This is a genomic window from Roseateles flavus (assembly GCF_039872765.1).
Classification (GTDB): domain Bacteria; phylum Pseudomonadota; class Gammaproteobacteria; order Burkholderiales; family Burkholderiaceae_C; genus Roseateles_B; species Roseateles_B flavus.
This window is the reverse complement of sequence record NZ_JBDPZC010000002.1, coordinates 46,685-65,599: the sequence shown is the minus strand read 5'-3', so window position 1 is coordinate 65,599 and position 18,915 is coordinate 46,685. Positions and strand designations below refer to the sequence as shown.

The window sequence follows — 18,915 nt, the reverse complement described above, 5'->3', positions numbered from 1 at the left end:
TGCTTCTTGTGGCTGGTAGCGGGCCTGGACTCAGACCAGGCTCAGCCAATGCGCGTACTTGGGGTTGCGGCCGTTGACGATGTCGAAGAAGGCCGACTGGATCTGTTCGGTGATGGGCCCGCGCCGACCCACATAGTCAGCGGTGCCCAGCTCGATGCGGTCCAGCTCGCGGATAGGCGTCACTTCCGCGGCGGTGCCGGTGAAGAAGGCCTCGTCGCAGATGTAGACCTCGTCGCGGGTGATGCGTTTCTCCACCAGCTTCAGGCCCAGGTCCTGGCAGATGTGGAAGATGGTGTTGCGGGTGATGCCGTTGAGGGCGCCGGCCGAGAGGTCGGGCGTGTACACCACGCCGTTCTTGATCACGAAGAGGTTCTCGCCCGCGCCTTCGGAGACGAAGCCCGAGGCGTCCAGCAGCAGGGCCTCGTCGTAGCCGTCGTCCGTGGCTTCCATATTGGCCAGGATGCTGTTGGTGTAGTTGGACACCGCCTTGGCCTGCGTCATCGTGATGTTGACGTGGTGGCGCGTGTAGGAGCTGGTCTTGACGCGGATGCCGCGCTTCAGGCCCTCCTCGCCCAGGTAGGCACCCCAGGACCAGGCGGCGACCATCAAGTGGATGCGGTTGCCCTTGGGGCTGACGCCCAGCTTCTCGGAGCCGATCCAGGTGAGCGGGCGCAGGTAGCAGCTCTCGAGCGCGTTCTCGCGCACCACCGCCTTCTGGGCGTCCTCGACCTGCTCCAGCGTGAAGGGGATCTTCATGCGCAGGATCTTGGCGCTGTTGAACAGCCGCTCGGTGTGCTCGCGCAGGCGGAAGATGGCCGTGCCCTGGGGCGTCTTGTAGGCGCGCACGCCCTCGAAGGCGCCGCAGCCGTAGTGCAGGGTGTGGCTCAGCACATGGATCTTGGCATCGCGCCAGTCGACCAGCTGGCCATCCATCCAGATCTTGCCGTCGCGATCGTCCATGGACATGGGGGCTCCTTGCTCGGGGGGACTTGAGGGTTGACCCGGGGATTCTATGTCGCCCCCGACCCGGCATCACCGGCCGGCGTGCCCTGTTCAGGCGGCCGCAGCAGTTCCCATTGCTGCAGCGCGCCCTGGCTGAACTGCAGCACCAGGCGGATGCCGCCGGCGTCCGTCCAGGCCCAGGCCTCCTCGCGGCCCTCGACCTTGGCGCCCAGGCTGCGGGTCAGCGGCAGCACGTCCACCAGCTTCATGCCCTCGTGCAGGCGGGACTGCACCATGACGGCGCTGTCGATGCGGCCCAGCGGCGCGCCGTTGGCCGCCTGCATCACCCGCATCAGGCGGCTGAACTGCAGCAGCAGCCAGAACACGATCACCGTCAGGGCCAGGATCACGCCCTGCCAGCCCATCAGCACCCCACCCATGACCAGGGCCGCCAGGGCCAGGGCCGATCCAATCCATGCATTCATGCCGCGATGCTAGCGCCTGGCGCCGGGGTGGGTTTACCTCTGCTCACAAAGTGGATGGGTGCCATCCGTACTTACCCGCTAGAGTGCGCGGCAGGCCTTGAAGGCCACCACGGAGTGGCGGACAGGGATTCTCACAAGACGGGGAGGAGAGTCATGAGCACGGTCAGTGGCCCGACATGGGTACAGCAGTTCCCGACCAGCACCAGCGTGGGTGACCTGAGCGCCGATTTCAGCGCTGCGGTCAGCCGTTTCATCGCCGCACTTCGGGATGCCGGCGCCCAGGTGAGCATCGCGGCCACGCTGCGGCCGCCCGAGCGGGCTTACCTGATGCACTATGCCTGGCGCATCGCCCAGGAGCAGCTCGACCCGGCCACCGTGCCGGCCATGGACGGAGTGGACATCGACTGGACCCACCGCAATGCCCAGGGCCAGACGCAGCTGCAGCAGGCGCGCCAGGCAGCGGCCCAGATGGTGACCGGCTATGGCATCGTCTACCGGCCCGCGCTGAGCTCCCGCCACACGGAGGGGCGCGCCATCGACATGAACATCACCCATTACCTGAACAAGAGCGTCAACAATGCCAGCGGCCAGGCGCAGACGCTCACCACGGCCGCCCAACTCCACACCCTGGGGGCCGGCTACGGCGTGCACAAGCTGGCCTCCGATCCGCCGCACTGGTCCGATGATGGTCATTGATCATGGCCGCAAGGCGGCCCACGCCATCGCCCGCGGGGCCCTGGCACTGGGTCTCTCTCTGGGGCTGGCCCTGCCGGCCTGGAGTGCCGAATGGGGACTGCTGGACGGGCGGCTCAGCGGCGGATGGCTGCGCTATGCGCCCGCTGCCCCGGCGGCACAGGGCAGCACGGCGCCCCAGCGCGGCCACGCCCTGCGCCTCCTGCCGCAACTGGACGGCCCGCAGGCCGCCTGCTGCTGGCAGGCCCGGGCCGCAAGGCCGTCGCAAGCGCAGGGCGAGCTTTCGGTGCCGCTGCTGGCGTCCGACGATGAAGAACCCGCCGAGCTGACCGGGCCGGGCCAGGCGGTTCAGCCCCTGGCCCAGCTGGATGTCGCCGCGCTGAAGACCCCCTTCATCGGCCTGTGGACCGACGCACCGGTGCGCGTGCAGGCGCTCGGGCCGCAGCAGCTGGTGATGCTCTGGCCCGCCGACGGCCCGGCGCTGCGCCTGCGCTACTGCCTGGCCACCGAAGGCCTGCGCATCGACGCCCTGGACCTGCACAGCCTGGCCCGCACCCGCTGGTACCTGCCGCTGGACTACGCCATCGAGGCGGGTCCGCTCAGCTGCCAGGACTGAGCAAACGCCCGAGCCGGCAGGCCTGCTCCGGGGGGCACGACCTGACCCCCAGGGAGCCGCGCCGCGCTGGGCCCGAGCCGCCTTTCGGCGCTTCGCGGCCTGCTCAGCCCAGCAGCGGGTCTGCCGGCCCTTCGTCGGCATCCCAGCCGTAGGCGCGCTCCACGCGAGCCACGCGCAGCTCGTAATGACGGTACCAGCGCAGGCGTCCGGTGTCGCGGGCGGCCTGGTGGCGCAGCTCGGCACGCCAGGCGGCGATGGCGGCTTCGTCCGTCCAGTACGAGACGGTGATGCCCAGGCCGTCGGCGCCCCGCGCGCTCTCGGCGCCCAGATAGCCCGGCTGGCGGGCGGCGAGTTCCACCATGGCCGTGGCCATGGCGTCATAGGCCGCGTCTGGCGCGCTGCGCTGGCTGGTGAAGATCACCGCGACGTAAGGCGTTGGAAAGCGCCCGGCAAAGCCAGCGGGCGGGGGCTCAGAGGGGCGGGCATCGGGCTGCGCAGGCTTGATCATCGTCAGCTTGGGTTGTGTCGGAGACAGGCGTATTCTGTGCGACCGTGTCCGTTCCACGCGGCTTTCAGGGCTTCATGCTCAGGGCGTGGTGGTCAGGGCGTGATTCCGAGAGCCCGGGCGCCGGCCCGCGGCGCGACGTCGGAGGTGAGGCATGGCTGAGCAGTGCGGGCGGGATCAGGACGCGCAGTCGCGGCGCCGGCGAGGTGCCGCGTGAGCCTGCGGCGGCGTCTGCTGCGCTGGCGTGCGCGCTGGCGCCGGGGGCCGCATCTGGCGCAGGGCCTGCCCTGGGCCATCCTGCTGCTGGGCCTGATGCTGAGCCTGGGCCTGTGGTCCCACGAGCGCGAGGAAGCGGAGCAGGCCTTGCAGCGCGACCTCGACGCCGCCCTGCACGCCGCCGGCCAGCGACTGTCCCACCGCCTCGATGCTCTGCAGCAGGTCCTGTCCGCCGTCCATGCCCTGGCCCAGACGCAGGAGCCGGTCCTCACCGGGCGGAGCCTGGATGAAGCACGGCTGGGGCGTTTCATGGAGGCCCTGCCACTGGGGGCGGAGCACGCGGGCCTGGAGGGTCTGGCCCTGGTGCGCTGGATGCCGGGCCGCGCGGTGGACGACAAGGCCAGCCCGCGAGCCCTGCTGGGGCCGCTGCTGCCGGGGCCCGGCCAGCTGGGGCAGCCGCCCGACCTCTGGCGCGAGGCCCTGCTGCAGCCGGCCCTGCAGCGAGCCTGGGAGAGCGGCCAGGTCGCGCTGAGCCCCGCCCTGGACCTGCGCAGCTGGCGCCTCGGGCGCAGCCTGGGCTTCGTGCTGGTCCAGCCCCTGTTCCGCTCGTTCCCGGATGGCGGTCGTCGCCTCGAGTCCTGGGTGCTGGCGCCGGTGGCGCTGGCCGCCCTGATGGATCCCCTGCAGGCCCAGATGCCGCGCGGCCTGAGCCTGCGGCTCTTCGACGGTGAGGGCCTCCAGGACCCGCCGCAGATCTACCCGGCGGCGGCGGTGCCGGCCAGGGGCCAGCGCCATCGCGAGGAGCGCCTGCATCGCGGCGGCCAGGCCTGGACCCTGCAGCTGCTGGTCCAGCCCGACTACGCACCCCTGACCCGCCTGGGCGAGCCCCTCGTCCTGGGCCTGCTGGGCGGCCTGGGCAGCCTGCTGCTGGCCCTCCTGGCCTGGGCCCTGGCGGGCTCCCGCGAGCGTGCCCAGGCCCTGGCGCAGCGCATGACGCGGGCGCTGCGCGAGAGCGAGCAGCGCTGGGCCTTTGCCCTGGAGGGGGCGGGTGATGGCGTCTGGGACTGGGACATGCGGGCCGACGCCCTGGTCACGACCGCACGCTGGAAGGCGCTGATGGGCTGGTCCCTGGCCGCCGGCGAGCCGCGCCTGGTGCAGATGCTGCCCCTGGTCCATCCGGACGACCACGTCCAGCTGCGGCAGCGCCTGCGCGACTGCATCCAGGGCGGCCCCGGCACCTTCGAGGTCGAGTACCGCGTGCGGGCCGAGGGCGGTGGCTGGCGCTGGCTGCTGGCGCGCGGCCGCATCGTCGAGCGCGACGAGGGCGGCGATCCCCTGCGGATGATCGGCACCCTGTCCGACATCGATGCCCGCCGCCAGTCCGAGGCCCAGATCCATTTCCTGGCGCGGCACGATCCCCTGACCGAGCTGGCCAACCGCGCGCATTTCTCCGAGCGCCTGCAGCAGGCCCTGGCCCATGCCCGGCGCTACCGCGAGAGCCTGGGCCTGATCCTGGTCGACCTGGACCGTTTCAAGCCCGTCAATGACATCCACGGCCATGCGGTGGGCGACGAGCTGCTGCAGGCCATGGCCCGCCGCCTGAAGGCTGCGGTGCGCGAGACCGATGTGGTCGGGCGCATCGGCGGAGACGAGTTCCTGGTGCTGCTGTGCGGCCCGGTCAGCCGCGAGAGTGCCCGGCATGTGGCCGAGAAGATCTACAACCTCGTCGCCCAGCCCCTGCAGCTGGGCGATCTGAGCCTGGAGCTGACCTGCTCCGTGGGTCTGGCCATGTACCCCGAGGATGGCGAGGACGAGCACAGCCTCAAGAAGGCCGCTGACGACGCCATGTATGCCAGCAAGCGCGCAGGCCGCCTGCTGCTGGGCACCACCGGCGGCTGAGCCGCCTTGTGCCTAGCCCGCCTTGGCCTGCAGCAGCACGCAGCGCACCCAGTGCCCGGCGGCCAGATCCTCGCGGTGCCCGGCCAGGAACTTCTCGGCGGTGGAGTTGGCCGAGAGGAAGCGCATGCCATGCAGATGGCCCATGCCGGGCAGGGGCCGGGTCCAGGCGCGCTCCAGCACGCCGTTGAACCAGGACACCTGCTCGTCCTCGCCCGCATGGGCATCGGGCTGGCCCAGCAGCAGCACGACCTCGTAGGGGCCGTGGTCCAGCATCTCGGTGGCACTGGTGAGCACCTGCAGGCCGCCATTGCTGATGTTGAGCACCAGGCCGGCCGGGCCGCGGGTGAACTGCACGGGCTTGAAGATCCAGCCCGGCAGCGTGGCGACGTCCTGCTGGGCGGCGGGCAGGTCGAAGCGCGTGTGCTGGCGCTGCTCGGAGGCAGAGTCGGTCATGAGGGGCTCCTTGCTGGCCGGCTTGGCCGTGCGGTGCATCGTAAGCAGACTTGGGCTCGAGGACCAGCGGGTTTCAATCCAGGCCGCGCAGCACGGCGATGGCGTCCTCGATGCGGTCCACTGCGTGCACCGTCAGGCCCTCGATGTCCTTCTTGGGCGCATTGGCCTTGGGTACCACAGCGACGCTGAAGCCCAGCTTGGCCGCCTCCTTGAGACGCTCCTGCCCGCGCGGCGCCGGCCGCACCTCGCCGGCCAGCCCCACCTCGCCGAAGGCGATGAAGCCGCGCGGCAGCGCACGGCCGCGCAGGCTGCTCTGGATGGCCAGCAGCACGGCCAGGTCAGCCGCGGGCTCGCTGATGCGCACGCCGCCCACCGCGTTCACGAAGACGTCCTGGTCGCCCGTGGAGACGCCGGCATGCCGGTGCAGCACGGCCAGCAGCATGGCCAGGCGGTCGCGGTCCAGGCCCACCGAGAGCCGGCGCGGGCTGGGGCCGCCGCTGTCGACCAGGGCCTGCAGCTCCACCAGCAGCGGCCGCGTGCCCTCCAGCGTGACCAGCACGCAGGAGCCCGGCACCGGCTCGCCATGGGTGGAGAGGAAGATGGCGCTGGGATTGGCCACGCCCTTGAGGCCCTTGTCGGTCATCGCGAAGACGCCGATCTCGTTGACCGCGCCGAAGCGGTTCTTGATGGCCCGCACCAGGCGGAAGCTGCTGTGGGTGTCTCCCTCGAAATAGAGCACCGTGTCCACGATGTGCTCCAGCACCCGCGGGCCGGCCAGCGCGCCTTCCTTGGTGACGTGGCCCACCAGCACCATGGCACAGCCACCGGCCTTGGCGGTGCGGGTCAGCTGCGCGGCGCACTCACGCACCTGGGCCACCGAGCCGGGGGCGGAGGAGAGCTGGTCGGAGTAGAGCGTCTGGATGGAGTCGATCACGCAGAAGGCCGGCGCCTCGGTCTCGAGGGTGGCCAGGATCTTCTCCAGGTTGATCTCGGCCAGCACCCGCACCTGGGCGCCCGAAAGCCCCAGACGCCTTGACCGCATCGCAACCTGGGCGCCGGATTCCTCGCCGGTCACGTAGAGCACCTTGCATTGCTGGCTCAGGGCATCCACCGCCTGCAGCAGCAGGGTGGACTTGCCGATGCCGGGGTCCCCGCCGATCAGCACCACGCCGCCTGCCACGATGCCGCCGCCCAGCACCCGGTCCAGTTCCTCCTGGCCGGTGGGGGTGCGTTCGTAGTCGCTGGCCTCGATCTCGGACAGCGTGGCCACGGGCTGGCTGCGCGCCAGGGCCTGGAAGCGGTTCTTGCCGCCCGTGGGCTCGGCGACGGTCTCGATCAGGGTGTTCCAGGCGCCGCAGTGCGGGCACTTGCCCAGCCACTTGGGGCTGCTGCCGCCGCATTCGCTGCAGCTGTAGACGGTTTTTTCCTTGGCCATGGCCGGGATTGTGGCGTGGCTGGGACCCGCTTCCCGGCGCTTTGCGGGCTTCTTGCCGCCGTGCGTCCCTCGCCCTCAGCAAAAACCCGGACAAAGTGCTACAACCACGGTTCGCCGCTGCCCACCGCTGTTTCAAGGGCGCGGCTCAAGCCGGAGCTTTTGACATGGAATTCTCGACCTGGCTGGCCTTTTTTGCCGCTTCCTGGGCCATCAGCCTTTCGCCGGGCGCCGGCGCCATCGCCGCCATGAGCTCCGGCCTCAATCATGGCTTCCGCCGCGGCTACTTCACCACTTTCGGCCTGGTGCTGGGCATCCTGACCCAGATCGTGCTGGTGGGCGCGGGCCTGGGCGCGCTGATCGCGGCCTCGTCCTTCGGCTTTGCCCTCGTCAAGTGGCTGGGCGTGGCCTATCTGGTCTACCTGGGTGTCCAGCAATGGCGCGCGCCTGCCAAGCCCCTGGTGGCGGCCACCGAGCCCTCCGAGGCCCGCGCCGTGAGCCTGCGCCAGCTGGTGCTGCGCGGCTGGGCCATCAACGCGGTCAACCCCAAGGGCACCGTCTTCCTGCTTGCCGTGGTGCCGCAGTTCCTGGACATGCACCAGAGCCTGAGCGCCCAGTACACCGTGATCGGTGCCACCCTGTGCTTCACCGACCTGGTGGTGATGGCGGGCTACACGGCCCTGGCGGCCAAGGTGCTGTCCGCCCTGCGCAGCGCCGAGCACATCAAGACGCTGAACCGTGTCTTCGGCAGCCTCTTCATTGCGGCCGGCACCCTGCTGGCCACCTTCAAGCGCGCCGCCTGAGCCCGGGCGACGCAAGAAGCGGGTCGCCCCTGCGGGCGCACCCAGCGTGAAATCCGGAAGACGCGCCATGCCCGGCGCGTCCTTTTTTTTCCTGGAACCTCGATGAGCACCACCGCCGCCCTGGCCCCGGCCTCCCCGGGCCTGTCCTCCCGCTGGCTCTTCTGGGGCCCCACGCTGATCTGGGCCAGCACCTGGCATGTGATCCTCTACCAGCTGGACAGCGGCGTGCCGGTGCTCAACTCCGTGGCCTGGCGCTTCGCGCTGGCCGCGCTGATGCTGGCCGGCCTGGCCCGCTGGCGTGGCGAGAGCCTGCGCCTGCCCCTGGGGGCCCACGGCCTGACGCTGGCCACGGGCATCGTGCAGTACAGCGGCAACTATGTGTCCGTCTATGAGGCCGAGCGCCACATCCCCAGTGGCCTGGTGGCCGTGCTCTTCTGCCTGATGGTCTTCGGCAATGCCTTCTCCGGGCGCCTCTTCTTTGCGCAGACCGTCAGCCGCCGCTTCCTGCTGGCGGCCAGCGGTGGCGTGGCCGGCGTGGTGATGATCTTCTGGCCCGAGATCGCGGCGACGGGCGCCCGGCCCACCGCCGCCCTGGGCCTGGGCCTGGGACTGCTGGCCGTGCTGTGCGCCTGCGTGGGCAATGTGCTGACGCTCACCCTCACGCGGCGCGGCCTCGCCCTGGTGCCGGTGCTGGCCTGGAGCATGGGCTATGGCGCTGCCTTCCTGGCCAGTCTTTCCCTGATCAATGGCAGCGGCTGGCATTTCAGCTGGCAGCCCAGCTACCTGCTGAGCCTGCTGTACCTGGCCGTGGCCGGCTCGGTGGCGGCCTTCGTGATGTATTTCAAGCTGGCGCAGCGCCAGGGGGCCGCTCGGGCGGCGTTGACGGGCGTGGTCATCCCGGTGATCGCCCTGGCCATCTCCGCCCTGCTGGAGGGCTGGGTGCCCACGGCCCTGTCCCTGGCCGGCATGGGCCTGTGCCTGGGCAGCATCTACGTGGCCACGCGGCCGCAGTGAGAGAGCGCAGGGGAGGCCGCCTGGCCTCGCCCGCGCTCCTGGCGCCGCCTCATTCTTCCGGCACGAAGATCCACAGCAGCAGGTAGACCACCAGGCCGCCGCCGACGCACAGGCTGGTCAGCACGAAGAGCAGGCGCCAGATCCAGGACTCCACATTCGTCATGCGGCCCAGGCCGCCGCAGACGCCGCCCAGCCAGCGGTCGTTGAGGCTGCGCCGCAGGACCTGGCCGGAGGCCGGGCTGCCGAAGGGGGGGGCGCCGGTGCCAGGTGCGCCGCCTTGTGCGGTGGCGTCCTCGCCCTGCAGGATGCGGGCCTTGGCGCGCGCGAATTCCTCGTCGCTCAGATGACCCTGGCGATGCAGCTCCGCCAGGCGTTCCAGCTCACTGCTCATGCTGCTCATGTGTGCTCCTTGTGATCGAGAACCCGGTGTTCTCAGGCGCTAGCCTAAACCCTCCGCGCGCCAGGCCAAGCCTTCTTGGACGGTCTGCAGCCCGCCGGCCCTGGACTGCAGGGGCAGCCGACAGGGGCCAGGACCGGGGCAAAAAAAGACCCCGGGCAGCGGGGCTGCGCGGGGTCGCATGCGGCGGGGCGCAGGCCCCGCGCCGGACTTACTTGAAGTCGTAGGACAGCGTGAACTTCACCGAACGGGGGGCGGTGTAGCTCAGCGTGCGACCGAAGGTGGGCGACACGGCATCGCCGTCCAGGTAGGTCTCGTCCACGTTCTGGGCGACCTGGCGGTTCAGGAGGTTGAACACGTCCATGCGCAGGGTCAGGCCCTTGACGGTCGCCGGGCGGTAGACCACGTTCATGTCGAAGCGGGTGTCCCAGGACAGGCGGCCGAAGGTGCCGCGCGGCGAGGGCTTGCCGTCGCAGTAGTGGTAGGACGAGCCGTAGCCCTGGTCACCCGTCGGATTGCTGCCGGCATAGGCGCCCAGGCAGTTGGTCGGACGACCGGCCGCCAGCAGCACGTTACCGCCCACCTGCCACTGGTCATTCAGCTCCACGAAGCCGAAGGCCTTGATCTGGTGGCGACGGTCATTGGGCAGGTAGCCGTAGGCGTGCTCCATGATGCCGGAGTGGTCCTAGGTCTGGGTGGCGGACACATCGGTCTGGCCCACGTCGGACAGGGTCTGGCCTTCGGTATTGCCCTTGTTGTAGGACAGGGTGTAGTTGATCTTGCCGTACCAGCCGTCACGGAAGGGGTGCTCGGCGAAGAAGTCCAGGGCGAGGTAGCTGCGGCTGGGCGCCTTGTGCTGGCCGGGGTTGTCGGCGAAGCCCATGTCGGCGGCCGAGAGGGTCACCGGCACGAAGGTCTTGCCGTCGCCCGAGTAGTTCACCAGGAAGGTGTTGCTGCGGCCCGGGTTGATGGACGCGCAGGTGAAGCCGCCCCAGTGGCTGGCGTCGATGCCGTGGTCCTCGGCGTACTTGTTGAAGGGCGTCTGGTCGCAGTAATCATCGATGGTCGAGATCATCTTGCGATAGGTCAGCTTCGCCCCGACGTTCAGGCGCTCGGTCAGGGTGCGCTCGATGCCCAGGGTGATCTCGTCCTGCGCGGCCGCCTTCAGGTTCTGCGCGGCGACGGTCTGGTAGAGCTTGGCCTGGCCGAACTCGTTGTCCGGCGAGCCGGTGGCCAGCAGCACCGGGTTGATGGGCGCGCCCTTGGCATCGACGCCGGAGTAGGTGGAGTAGGTGTCGATGTAGGTGGAGCGGCTGGCACCGCGCACGGCGATGTGCGTCGGGATCTGGATGGCGTAGCGGCCCACGCTGCCGAACACGTGCGTGGTCTTGTCGCTCAGCGGATCCAGCGAGAAGGCCAGGCGCGGGTTCAGGTTCTTGTTCTTCAGGAAGGTCTGGCCGTCGCCGTTCTTGTTCTCGTAGGTCTCGTTGCGCAGGCCGGCGGTCACCAGCAGGTCCTTGGTGACCTGGTACTTGTCCTCGATGTACTGCGCGGCCTGGGTGGACTCGGCGTTGGTGATGTCGTCGAACTGCGTGGCGCGCACGTAGTAGCCCTGCGTGCCCAGCTGGCCGCCGGCGGCCGGGATGATGGTGCCCACGCTGCGCAGGTCGGTGACCGGCACCGTGCCGTCCGGCGAGGCGGCGGACTTGAAGTAGGTGTAGGTCAGGCCGCCAGCGGTGCTTTCACCGGCGTTGATGGAGCGCAGGGTGTTGTTGTCGATGCCGGCGCGCACCGTGTGCTTGCCGTGCTGCCATTCGATGTCCAGGCGGGTGGACTTGACCTTGTCCTTGGCGCCTTCGGCCAGCAGACGCTCGCCGGCGAAGGGCTGTGCGGTGGTGTTGTAGGTGATGCCGGGCGCCCGGTTGGCGGGGCTGGCGATCACGCCGGGCAGCTTGGAGTCGTAGCCGGCCAGGGTCTGCGTGTGCGGCGAGTTGCTGCGGCCATGCAGGAAGGTGAGGGTCAGGTCTTGCGTCAGGCTGCCCGTGTACTTCAGGATCTGCGAGGTCGAGCCGACGCCGTCGGTCTTGTTGGCCACGTCCTTGAAGGTGGAGGTGTCGCCCAGGCTGCCGAAGCGGCTGTCGGTGGCGTAGTCCCAGCCGCCCAGGCGCTCCTTGCGGGTGTAGGCATCGCCCAGCAAGGTCAGTTCCAGGTGGTGGTCGTCGGTCACGTTCCAGTCGAACTTGGACATGTACCGGTTGTTGACGTTGCGCGCATCCGTCCAGCCGGAGTCGCTCTTCTCGTCGACGTCGCGGGTCAGGTTGACCTGGCCGGTGTTGCGCGTGAGGCGCTCCACTGCGGTGAACATGAACAGCTTGTCCTTGATCAGCGGGCCGCCCACGTAGGCACCGATCGAGAACTCGTCCTCGGTGTTGTTCTGGCGGCGCTGGTACAGGGTGCCGTCGCTCGCATGCTTGCCGGTGGTGGGATAGAAGATGTCCTTGCGCGAACCGCGCAGGCTGTTGGGCGTGAAGCTCATGCTCACGCCACCTTCCCAGGTGTTGCCGCCGCTCTTGGTGGTGATGTTGACCACGCCGCCGGTGGAGCGGCCGAACTCGGCGCCGAAGCCGCCGGTCAGGATCTGCGCGTTGGCGATGGCGCCGAAGGGCAGCTCGGAGGAGCCCAGCTGGGTCAGCGGGTTGGTGACCGGGAAGCCGTTGATGTAGTACGCGTTCTCGGAGGCCGCACCGCCGCCGAAGCTGGCGCCGCCGGCATAGCGGCTGTCGGCCTTGGTGGTGTTGGGGGCCAGCTGGATGATGCCGTCGATGGACTTGGCCACGGGCAGGCGGTCCAGCTGCGCGGCGCTGAATGTGGCGCCGTTGTTGGAGTTGGCCATGTCCAGGCGAGCGACCTTGCCCGTCACCTCGACGGTGCTGAGGGTCTGAGCCGAGCCGAACAGCAGCTCGGAGCCCTGGCCGATGCGGACTTCCACGCCGTCGCGGGTCGAGACCACGGCGCCGTCCTTCATCAGGGTGACCTTGTAGGTGCCGGCGGGCAGGGCGGTCACGTTGAAGCGGCCGCTTTCATCCAGGGTGATGGTGCGCTTGGCACCGGTGGCGGCGTTCTCCACCACCAGGGTGCTGCCCTTGGCGTTGGCGGCCTGGCCGTAGATGGTGCCGACGGTGTTGGATTGCGCGTAGACGGCGGAACTGGCCAGCATCAGGCTGATGGCGGCGGCCAGCGACGACTGGCGGAGCATGGAAAGCTTCATGGGCGGGAATCCCTCGTGTTGGTTGAGCCACGTTGGCCCGCCCCGGCTAGCGCTCAACGGTAGCGGGCGCGGCCTTGGTGGCGAGCCCGTGCATTGCATGCCTTTCTGGCGCCGTCGGCCTTGGGGTAAGGCCTAGGCGCGCAGCGGCGCAACACCGTGAGAAATGCCCGGAATTCCGAAGAAACAAGGACTTGCGCGCGTCCAGACCCCTGCAAGAGCCGGGCCACTTCACCTTCTTTTACAAGCTGCACCCGGGCAATCGTCGCCGTCAGGCAACAGTCAGCATCCCGCCGAGTGGTGATGCGGCCGGGCGTTCAGCCCTGCAGCGATTCCACCTGCACCGGCACGCGCCGGGTGACCGCGCACATCAGCTCGTAGCCGATGGTGCCGGCGGCACGGGCGACTTCGTCGATGGAGAGCACGGCGCCCTTGCTGCTCTGGCCCCACAGGGTCACCTCGGAGCCGAAGCCGGCCTGGGGCAGCTCGCTGAGGTCCACGGCCAGCATGTCCATGGAGACGCGGCCCACGGTCTGGCTGCGCTGGCCGTCCACCAGCACCGGCGTGCCGCTGCCGGCATGGCGGGGGTAGCCGTCGGCATAGCCGCAGGCCACGGTGCCGACGCGCATGGGGCGGTCGGCGACGAAGGTGCTGCCGTAGCCCACGGAGTCACCCGGCTGCAGCTGCTGCACGGCGATGACCTTGGCGCGCAGGCTCATGCCGGGCTTGAGGTCCCAGTGCGCCATGTCGTGCTCGGGGTAGTCCGGCACGCCGCCATAGCTCATGATGCCGGCGCGCACCCAGTCGGCCCGGACTTCCGGGCGCTGGTTGTAGCGCAAGGTCGCGGCGCTGTTTGAAAGCGAGCGCTCGCCTGGCAGGTCATGGGTGGCTTCGGTCCAGGCGGCCATCTGGTGGGCGATGCCGTCCTCGCCGAAGCGCCGGGCGTCAGCGTCGGAGAAGTGCGTCATCAGGGAGATTTCGTCGACTTGGGGCAGGGCGTTGAGGCGGGTCCAGGCGGCGCGGAAGGCCTGGGGGGTGAAGCCCAGGCGGTTCATGCCGCTGTTCATCTTGAGGAAGACGCGGTGGGGCTCGTGCGTCTTGTGCATGGCCAGCCAGTCGATCTGCTGCTCGCAGTGCACGGCATGCCAGAGCTTCAGGCGCGAGCACAGTTCGAGGTCGCGCGCCTCGAAGCAGCCTTCCAGCAGCAGGATGGGGCCGCGCCAGCCCAGCTCGCGCAGCTGCTGGGCCTCGTCCAGGTCCAGCAGCGCGAAGCCGTCGGCGGCACGGAAGGCCTCGAAGACGTTGGCCACGCCATGGCCGTAGGCATTGGCCTTGACTACCGCCCAGACTTGGGCGTCCGGCGTGCAGGCGCGGGCTCGCGCCAGGTTGTGGGCCAGATGGGCGGGGTGGATCAGGGCTTGGATGGGACGCGGCATGGCTGCCATTGTGGCAGCAAAGCCTGAGGGTTTGCCCTAGGGCAAGGACTTGCCCGCACGAGGCGGGGCGCTTGCCTGCCCTGGATTGGGTCCCGGGCGGCGCCCTGTACGGGTCTGCTGCCGGCCGGGCTTGCCGCCTGTCGGCCGTGCGCGCCGGCTGCGAAGGATTGCAGCGGCCTGCCCGGACGCTGGCCCCTGACGTCATGGCATGCACAGGTGTGCGTGCTATAAACCCGCCGCAGCATGGCCCGCTTGTGAAGTTTTGTGAGGCGTTTACGGGGGCACGGCTTCTCTTTCCTTTGCTTCGATAAGACAGGCATTCACAAGCTCGGGTCCATGAAAAAAGGCTTCTACACCATCATGGCGGCGCAGTTCTTCAGCTCGCTGGCTGATAACGCCCTGCTGATCGGCGCCATCGAACTGCTGCGCTCCACGCACGCTCCCGCATGGCAGGTGCCGGCCCTGACACCCATGTTCGCGCTCTTCTATGTGGTGCTTGCACCGCTGGTGGGCGCCTATGCCGATGCCTGGCCCAAGGGGCGGGTCATGTTCTTTGCCAACAGCATCAAGGTGCTGGGCTGCCTGATGATGCTGTTCGGCAGCCACCCGCTGCTGGCCTATGCCATCGTGGGTCTGGGGGCGGCGGCCTATTCGCCGGCCAAGTACGGCATCCTGACTGAGCTCCTGCCGCCGTCGCAGCTGGTCAAGGCCAATGGCTGGATCGAGGGCCTGACGGTGGGCTCCATCATCCTGGGTGTGCTGCTGGGCGGTCAGCTGGTCGGGCCGCGACTGTCCCAGCTGCTTCTGGGCATCGACGTTCCCTACGTCGACACCGGCGTGGACACCGCGCCGGAGGCGGCCATCGCCTCGATGATCCTGCTCTACATCATCGCTGCGCTGTTCAATCTGCGCATCCCGCGCACTGAGGCGCCCCTGCAGCCCATCGTGGGCGGCATCAGTGGCCTGGTGCGTGACTTCGCCGACTGCAATTCACGGCTGTGGCAGGACAAGCTGGGCCAGATCTCCCTGGCCAGCACCACCCTGGTGTGGGGCGTGTCAGGCAATATGCGGGTGATCGTGTTCCCCTGGGCCGCCGCGGCGCTGGGCTACTCGACCACCCAGGCCTCCACCCTGGCCGGCGTCGTGGTGGTGGGCACGGCGGTGAGCGCCGTGGTGGCCTCCATGACCATGCGCCTGGACAAGGCCACGCAGCTGATCCCCATGGGCATTGCCATGGGCCTGCTGATGCTGGGGCTCAACTTCATCACCAATCTGTACCTGGCCATTCCCTTCCTGGTGCTGTTGGGCGCGACGGTGGGCTATATCGTCGTCCCCATGAACGCCCTGCTGCAGCACCGCGGCCACAACCTCATGGGCGCCGGCCGTTCCATCGCGGTGCAGAACTTCAACGAGCAGGCCTGCATCCTGGGCCTGGGCGCGCTGTACACGGGCATGACCCGCGTGGGCATGTCGGCCTTCGGCGCCATCACCATCTTCGGCCTGGTCGTGGCCGGCACCATGTGGCTGATCCAGCGCTGGCACCGCAACAACTGCGTCCAGCACGCCGAGGAAGTGCAGCGCCTGCTGGCCATCGCGCGCAGCGACAAGCACTGAGACCGGTCGACGGACCAGCAAAAGGGGCGCTGCGAGCGCCCCTTTTTCATGGTCGGTCCGAAGCGCTCAGGCCTTCTTCTTCCCGCCCGTGTTCCCGTTGAGCACGCCTTCGATGTGCTCGCTCCAGGCGCGGGCGATCTTGAAGCAGCCGCTGTGGTTCAGGTGGATCTCGTTGAACCAGTCCCCGCTGTTGCCGCTGGAGCCGGGCGCGGCCAGGGCCAGGGGCACGGCGGTGGAGTCGAAGACATGCAGGCCGGGGTAGAGCTGCTGGTCGGCGGCCAGGCGCTTGAGCAGCTGGGCCAGGTGGTAGACCATCAGCCGGCTCACCGCGGCCCAGTCAGCCGCCGGGATGGCATAGGCCTTCAGCGCGGGGTAGAGCCAGGGGCCCGAGGCGTCCTCGGCGCCGGCAGGGCGGGGCATGGGCACAGCATAGCTGTGCATGAAGACCGGCTTGCCCGCCGAGCGCCCCTGGTCGCGCAGGCTCAGCAGATGGCGCAGGTTGGCGCTGAGGTAGTCGGCATAGGTGGCCCAGCCGGGCTCGGAGAAGTAGCGGGCCACGCCGGCCGAGGGCGGACCCCATTCGGTCTGGCGGCGCAGCAGGCGCAGGTGCAGGGCCACGGGCTCGCCATCGGGCAGATGGGCCGGGGTCTGGGCGGCCTTGACCAGGTCGTTGCCGCCCACGGAGAGCAGGATGCCGTCCCAGACCGGGGCGTCGTCGGCACTGAGCAGGCGCACGAACTCGGGCGCGGATTCCAGGTCCACCATGTGGCTCAGGGCATTGCTCTGGCCGGCGCAGTTGACGGCGAGGGCCTTGTCCCGGAAGACCAGCTCCTCCAGCAGATTGGCGTGCGCATTCATCTGCGCGGCGGTGAAGCTGAACCAGGAATCGCCCTGGGCCAGCAGGCGCCAGCGGAAGGCGCTGAGGTCGGGCGCCGGGTTCGCTTGCAGATCAGCCGGGGTCAAGCAGGCCAAGTGGTCCAAGTCGGGCTCTCCCTAGTTCATGAGGCTCATCGGAGGGGGGCCGGCCTCCCGGAGGCTGGCCGCACGGCGTCCCGATTGGAGTACGGTTCTCCTTCCGGACACCATGCTATAAACCCTGGGCATTGTGGGTCGGCAGTGTGTCGGCTTCCCAATGGATTTCAAGGGGTTGTTGCAGCGAGCCAACCCATGCCCTGTAAGCAGTGACATGGTCCGCACGGCCCTGCTGCCCCCGAGGCATGACCTGACCCCATCGTTCCACCCGGCCCTCGCATTCGCCGGGCTCTTGCGCGCCTCGCTGCATGGCATTCCTCGGTCTGATCTTCAACGCCCTGGTCTGGGGCCTGTCCTGGTGGCCCTTTCGCCAGTTCCAGTCCGCCGGGCTCCACCCGCTGTGGGCCACGGTCTCCTTCTTCTTCCTGTCCTGGCTGGTGATCCTGCTGCTGCGCCGCGAGGCCTGGCGCGAGTTGCGGTCCACGCCCTCGCTGTGGCCCATCATGCTGGCCGCCGGCGTCACCAACACCTTCTTCAACTGGGGCGTGGCCACCGGCGACGTGGTGCGGGTGGTGCTGCTGTTCTACCTGATGCCGCTGTGGGCGGTGCTGCTGGCGCGGCTGATCCTGGGCGAGCACCTGACCCGGCTGGCCCTGCTGCGCATGGCCCTGGCTCTGGGGGGCGCGGCGGCAGTGCTGGCGCCGGCCGGCGGCGGGCTGCCCCTGCCTGCCAGCCTCTCGGACTGGCTCGGCGTGCTGGGCGGCATGTCCTTTGCGCTGAACAACGTCATGCTGCGCCGCGAGGCCGGCCGCAGCCCCGAGGCCCGCGCCCTGGCCATGTTCAGCGGCGGCGTGGGCGTCTCGGCCCTGGCGGCCACGCTGATGGCGTCGCAGGGCCTGGCGCCCTGGCCGGCCCTGGCCTCGCTGTGGTGGGTGTTGCCGCTGGCGGGCATGGCCGTGCTGTTCTTCCTCTCCAATCTGTCGCTGCAATATGGGGCAGCGCGGCTGCCGGCCAACGTGACGGCCATCGTGATGCTTTGCGAGGTGCCCTTCGCGGCCCTCTCGTCCCTGGCCTGGGGCGGCGGGACCCTGGGCCTGCGCACGGCCGTCGGCGGCCTGTGCATCGTCGGAGCGGCCCTGCTGGCTGCGCTGGAGAAGCGGCAGGGCTAATATCCGGCTTCCCAAGGAGCGCGCCATGGCACAACAGACGATCTACGACTTCAACGCCACCTCCATCGACGGCCAGCCCTTCTCGCTGGCCGCCGAGCACGGCAAGGTGCTGCTCGTCGTCAACACGGCCAGCGAATGCGGCTTCACGCCGCAGTTCAAGGGGCTGGAGCAGCTCTGGCACGACTACCGAACCCGTGGCCTGGTCGTCATCGGCTTCCCCAGCAACGAGTTCGGCGGGCAGGACCCCGGCACGAACGACGAGATCTCGTCCTTCTGCGAAATCAACTACGGCGTCACCTTCCCCATGATGGCCAAGGTGGAGGTCAACGGCGAAAAGGCCGATCCGCTCTGGCAGTGGCTCAAGAAGGAGAAGCCGGGCCTGCTGGGCACGCAGGCGATCAAGTGGAACTTCACCAAGTTCCTGATCGGCCGTGACGGGCGGGTGTTGCGCCGCTACGCCCCCAACGACACACCGGAATCGCTGCGCGCCGACATCGAGGCCGCACTCGGCGGCTGACCCCGCCATCCTCAGCAGGCCAGAGATTCGCGCAGCTGCGCGCCTTCCAGGCCGATGCGCAGGGTGCGCGCCTGCAGGCGCAGGCTGCCGCCGCGCGCGAGCTCCAGCTGCAGCACCAGCCGGCCTGTGTAGAGCGCCGGCAGCTGCGGGGTCAGGTCTTGCCCATCCCGGCTCAGCCGGGCCTGGGCGATGCGCCCCGGCGTGAAGTCCCGCAGCGTCCAGACCTCCAGGCCGGACCACTGCAGCCGCAGGGGCCAGACCCAGCCCTGCACCGGCTCGCGCTGGCTGGGGCTGTGCCAGTGCACGAGGGCGCTGGAGAGCTCGATGAGGCCGTCGTCGCCCTCCCGCCCCAGCCGCAGCAGCTCCGAGTCCTGCAGGACCAGGGTCAGGGGCGAGGGCCAGTCGGCCAGGGCCTGGACGGGCACCTGAGGGGGCACGGAGTCAGGCGGGGAGTGCATGGCTTCATTGTCGACGCCATCCCTAGCAC

The 18,915-nt window shown here is 69.3% G+C and carries 19 protein-coding genes; 8 read left to right on the top strand and 11 right to left on the bottom strand.

Annotated features, from left to right (window positions below):
- Positions 1-30: 30 nt before the first annotated feature.
- Together ABDJ40_RS06240 and ABDJ40_RS06235 are read right to left on the bottom strand one after the other, a co-directional pair.
- Entirely contained in the window at positions 31-966 is a 936-nt protein-coding gene (locus ABDJ40_RS06240; RefSeq protein ID WP_347607617.1) for a branched-chain amino acid transaminase, read from the bottom strand.
- A gap of 44 nt (positions 967-1,010) precedes the next feature.
- The gene (locus ABDJ40_RS06235; protein ID WP_347607614.1) at positions 1,011-1,427 is read right to left on the bottom strand and encodes a hypothetical protein; all 417 of its coding nucleotides are present in this window, start codon (positions 1,425-1,427) and stop codon (positions 1,011-1,013) included.
- A 153-nt stretch (positions 1,428-1,580) separates the two neighbouring features.
- Between ABDJ40_RS06235 and ABDJ40_RS06230 the strand changes: the two genes are divergently transcribed.
- Positions 1,581-2,123, top strand: a complete 543-nt coding sequence (locus ABDJ40_RS06230; protein WP_347607611.1) for a hypothetical protein — start codon at positions 1,581-1,583, stop codon at positions 2,121-2,123.
- Positions 2,110-2,736, top strand: coding sequence for a hypothetical protein (locus ABDJ40_RS06225; protein ID WP_347607608.1), 627 nt, complete (start codon positions 2,110-2,112; stop codon positions 2,734-2,736). Before ABDJ40_RS06230 ends, ABDJ40_RS06225 begins: the two co-directional genes overlap by 14 nt.
- Positions 2,737-2,839: 103 nt before the next feature.
- Here the strand turns inward: ABDJ40_RS06225 and ABDJ40_RS06220 are convergent, their stop codons facing one another.
- Positions 2,840-3,244, bottom strand: a complete 405-nt coding sequence (locus ABDJ40_RS06220) for an antibiotic biosynthesis monooxygenase family protein (RefSeq protein WP_269632497.1) — start codon at positions 3,242-3,244, stop codon at positions 2,840-2,842.
- A 210-nt stretch (positions 3,245-3,454) separates the two neighbouring features.
- Between ABDJ40_RS06220 and ABDJ40_RS06215 the strand changes: the two genes are divergently transcribed.
- Positions 3,455-5,356: a diguanylate cyclase domain-containing protein gene (locus ABDJ40_RS06215; protein WP_347607604.1), complete on the top strand. Its 1,902-nt coding sequence runs from the start codon at positions 3,455-3,457 to the stop codon at positions 5,354-5,356.
- A 12-nt stretch (positions 5,357-5,368) separates the two neighbouring features.
- Here the strand turns inward: ABDJ40_RS06215 and ABDJ40_RS06210 are convergent, their stop codons facing one another.
- Both ABDJ40_RS06210 and radA read right to left on the bottom strand, forming a co-directional pair.
- Positions 5,369-5,809, bottom strand: coding sequence for a hypothetical protein (locus ABDJ40_RS06210; protein ID WP_347607601.1), 441 nt, complete (start codon positions 5,807-5,809; stop codon positions 5,369-5,371).
- 73 nt (positions 5,810-5,882) lie between these two features.
- Positions 5,883-7,244, bottom strand: coding sequence for a DNA repair protein RadA (gene radA / locus ABDJ40_RS06205; protein WP_347607598.1), 1,362 nt, complete (start codon positions 7,242-7,244; stop codon positions 5,883-5,885).
- Between the two features lie 164 nt (positions 7,245-7,408).
- Between radA and ABDJ40_RS06200 the strand changes: the two genes are divergently transcribed.
- Both ABDJ40_RS06200 and ABDJ40_RS06195 read left to right on the top strand, forming a co-directional pair.
- Positions 7,409-8,044 carry a LysE family transporter gene (locus tag ABDJ40_RS06200; protein ID WP_347607595.1) on the top strand — a complete coding sequence of 212 codons (636 nt, stop codon included), beginning with the start codon at positions 7,409-7,411 and terminating at the stop codon, positions 8,042-8,044.
- A gap of 102 nt (positions 8,045-8,146) precedes the next feature.
- The gene (locus tag ABDJ40_RS06195; protein WP_347607592.1) at positions 8,147-9,058 is read left to right on the top strand and encodes a DMT family transporter; all 912 of its coding nucleotides are present in this window, start codon (positions 8,147-8,149) and stop codon (positions 9,056-9,058) included.
- 49 nt (positions 9,059-9,107) lie between these two features.
- Here ABDJ40_RS06195 and ABDJ40_RS06190 read toward each other — a convergent pair whose 3' ends face one another.
- The 4 genes from ABDJ40_RS06190 to alr form a co-directional block, all read right to left on the bottom strand.
- Positions 9,108-9,458, bottom strand: coding sequence for a PspC domain-containing protein (locus ABDJ40_RS06190; protein ID WP_347607589.1), 351 nt, complete (start codon positions 9,456-9,458; stop codon positions 9,108-9,110).
- Between the two features lie 208 nt (positions 9,459-9,666).
- Positions 9,667-10,125 carry a hypothetical protein gene (locus tag ABDJ40_RS06185; RefSeq protein ID WP_347607586.1) on the bottom strand — a complete coding sequence of 153 codons (459 nt, stop codon included), beginning with the start codon at positions 10,123-10,125 and terminating at the stop codon, positions 9,667-9,669.
- 15 nt (positions 10,126-10,140) lie between these two features.
- Positions 10,141-12,711 (bottom strand): TonB-dependent receptor, encoded by a 2,571-nt coding sequence (locus ABDJ40_RS06180; protein ID WP_347607583.1) that lies wholly within the window; start codon positions 12,709-12,711, stop codon positions 10,141-10,143.
- Positions 12,712-13,037: 326 nt separating this feature from the next.
- Positions 13,038-14,156, bottom strand: coding sequence for an alanine racemase (gene alr / locus ABDJ40_RS06175; RefSeq protein WP_347607580.1), 1,119 nt, complete (start codon positions 14,154-14,156; stop codon positions 13,038-13,040).
- 336 nt (positions 14,157-14,492) lie between these two features.
- On the opposite strand from alr, the gene lplT reads away from it, so the two are divergent.
- Positions 14,493-15,770 carry a lysophospholipid transporter LplT gene (gene lplT / locus ABDJ40_RS06170; RefSeq protein ID WP_347607577.1) on the top strand — a complete coding sequence of 426 codons (1,278 nt, stop codon included), beginning with the start codon at positions 14,493-14,495 and terminating at the stop codon, positions 15,768-15,770.
- A gap of 66 nt (positions 15,771-15,836) precedes the next feature.
- Here the strand turns inward: lplT and ABDJ40_RS06165 are convergent, their stop codons facing one another.
- Positions 15,837-16,751, bottom strand: coding sequence for a hypothetical protein (locus ABDJ40_RS06165; RefSeq protein WP_347607574.1), 915 nt, complete (start codon positions 16,749-16,751; stop codon positions 15,837-15,839).
- Between the two features lie 299 nt (positions 16,752-17,050).
- On the opposite strand from ABDJ40_RS06165, the gene ABDJ40_RS06160 reads away from it, so the two are divergent.
- Entirely contained in the window at positions 17,051-17,911 is an 861-nt protein-coding gene (locus tag ABDJ40_RS06160; RefSeq protein ID WP_347607571.1) for a DMT family transporter, read from the top strand.
- A gap of 25 nt (positions 17,912-17,936) precedes the next feature.
- Positions 17,937-18,428: a glutathione peroxidase gene (locus tag ABDJ40_RS06155; RefSeq protein WP_269632486.1), complete on the top strand. Its 492-nt coding sequence runs from the start codon at positions 17,937-17,939 to the stop codon at positions 18,426-18,428.
- An 11-nt stretch (positions 18,429-18,439) separates the two neighbouring features.
- Here ABDJ40_RS06155 and ABDJ40_RS06150 read toward each other — a convergent pair whose 3' ends face one another.
- Entirely contained in the window at positions 18,440-18,886 is a 447-nt protein-coding gene (locus ABDJ40_RS06150) for a hypothetical protein (RefSeq protein ID WP_347607567.1), read from the bottom strand.
- Positions 18,887-18,915 lie beyond the last annotated feature (29 nt).

Coding starts and splice junctions, on each gene's coding strand:
- ABDJ40_RS06240 (WP_347607617.1), bottom strand. CDS start 966: ATGTCCATGGACGATCGCGACGGCAAGATCTGGATGGATGGCCAGCTG.
- ABDJ40_RS06225 (WP_347607608.1), top strand. CDS start 2,110: ATGATGGTCATTGATCATGGCCGCAAGGCGGCCCACGCCATCGCCCGC.
- ABDJ40_RS06235 (WP_347607614.1), bottom strand. CDS start 1,427: ATGAATGCATGGATTGGATCGGCCCTGGCCCTGGCGGCCCTGGTCATG.
- lplT (WP_347607577.1), top strand. CDS start 14,493: ATGAAAAAAGGCTTCTACACCATCATGGCGGCGCAGTTCTTCAGCTCG.
- alr (WP_347607580.1), bottom strand. CDS start 14,156: ATGCCGCGTCCCATCCAAGCCCTGATCCACCCCGCCCATCTGGCCCAC.
- ABDJ40_RS06155 (WP_269632486.1), top strand. CDS start 17,937: ATGGCACAACAGACGATCTACGACTTCAACGCCACCTCCATCGACGGC.
- ABDJ40_RS06150 (WP_347607567.1), bottom strand. CDS start 18,886: ATGCACTCCCCGCCTGACTCCGTGCCCCCTCAGGTGCCCGTCCAGGCC.
- ABDJ40_RS06200 (WP_347607595.1), top strand. CDS start 7,409: ATGGAATTCTCGACCTGGCTGGCCTTTTTTGCCGCTTCCTGGGCCATC.
- ABDJ40_RS06210 (WP_347607601.1), bottom strand. CDS start 5,809: ATGACCGACTCTGCCTCCGAGCAGCGCCAGCACACGCGCTTCGACCTG.
- ABDJ40_RS06185 (WP_347607586.1), bottom strand. CDS start 10,125: ATGGAGCACGCCTACGGCTACCTGCCCAATGACCGTCGCCACCAGATC.
- radA (WP_347607598.1), bottom strand. CDS start 7,244: ATGGCCAAGGAAAAAACCGTCTACAGCTGCAGCGAATGCGGCGGCAGC.
- ABDJ40_RS06180 (WP_347607583.1), bottom strand. CDS start 12,711: ATGCTCCGCCAGTCGTCGCTGGCCGCCGCCATCAGCCTGATGCTGGCC.
- ABDJ40_RS06190 (WP_347607589.1), bottom strand. CDS start 9,458: ATGAGCAGCATGAGCAGTGAGCTGGAACGCCTGGCGGAGCTGCATCGC.
- ABDJ40_RS06230 (WP_347607611.1), top strand. CDS start 1,581: ATGAGCACGGTCAGTGGCCCGACATGGGTACAGCAGTTCCCGACCAGC.
- ABDJ40_RS06160 (WP_347607571.1), top strand. CDS start 17,051: ATGGCATTCCTCGGTCTGATCTTCAACGCCCTGGTCTGGGGCCTGTCC.
- ABDJ40_RS06195 (WP_347607592.1), top strand. CDS start 8,147: ATGAGCACCACCGCCGCCCTGGCCCCGGCCTCCCCGGGCCTGTCCTCC.
- ABDJ40_RS06220 (WP_269632497.1), bottom strand. CDS start 3,244: ATGATCAAGCCTGCGCAGCCCGATGCCCGCCCCTCTGAGCCCCCGCCC.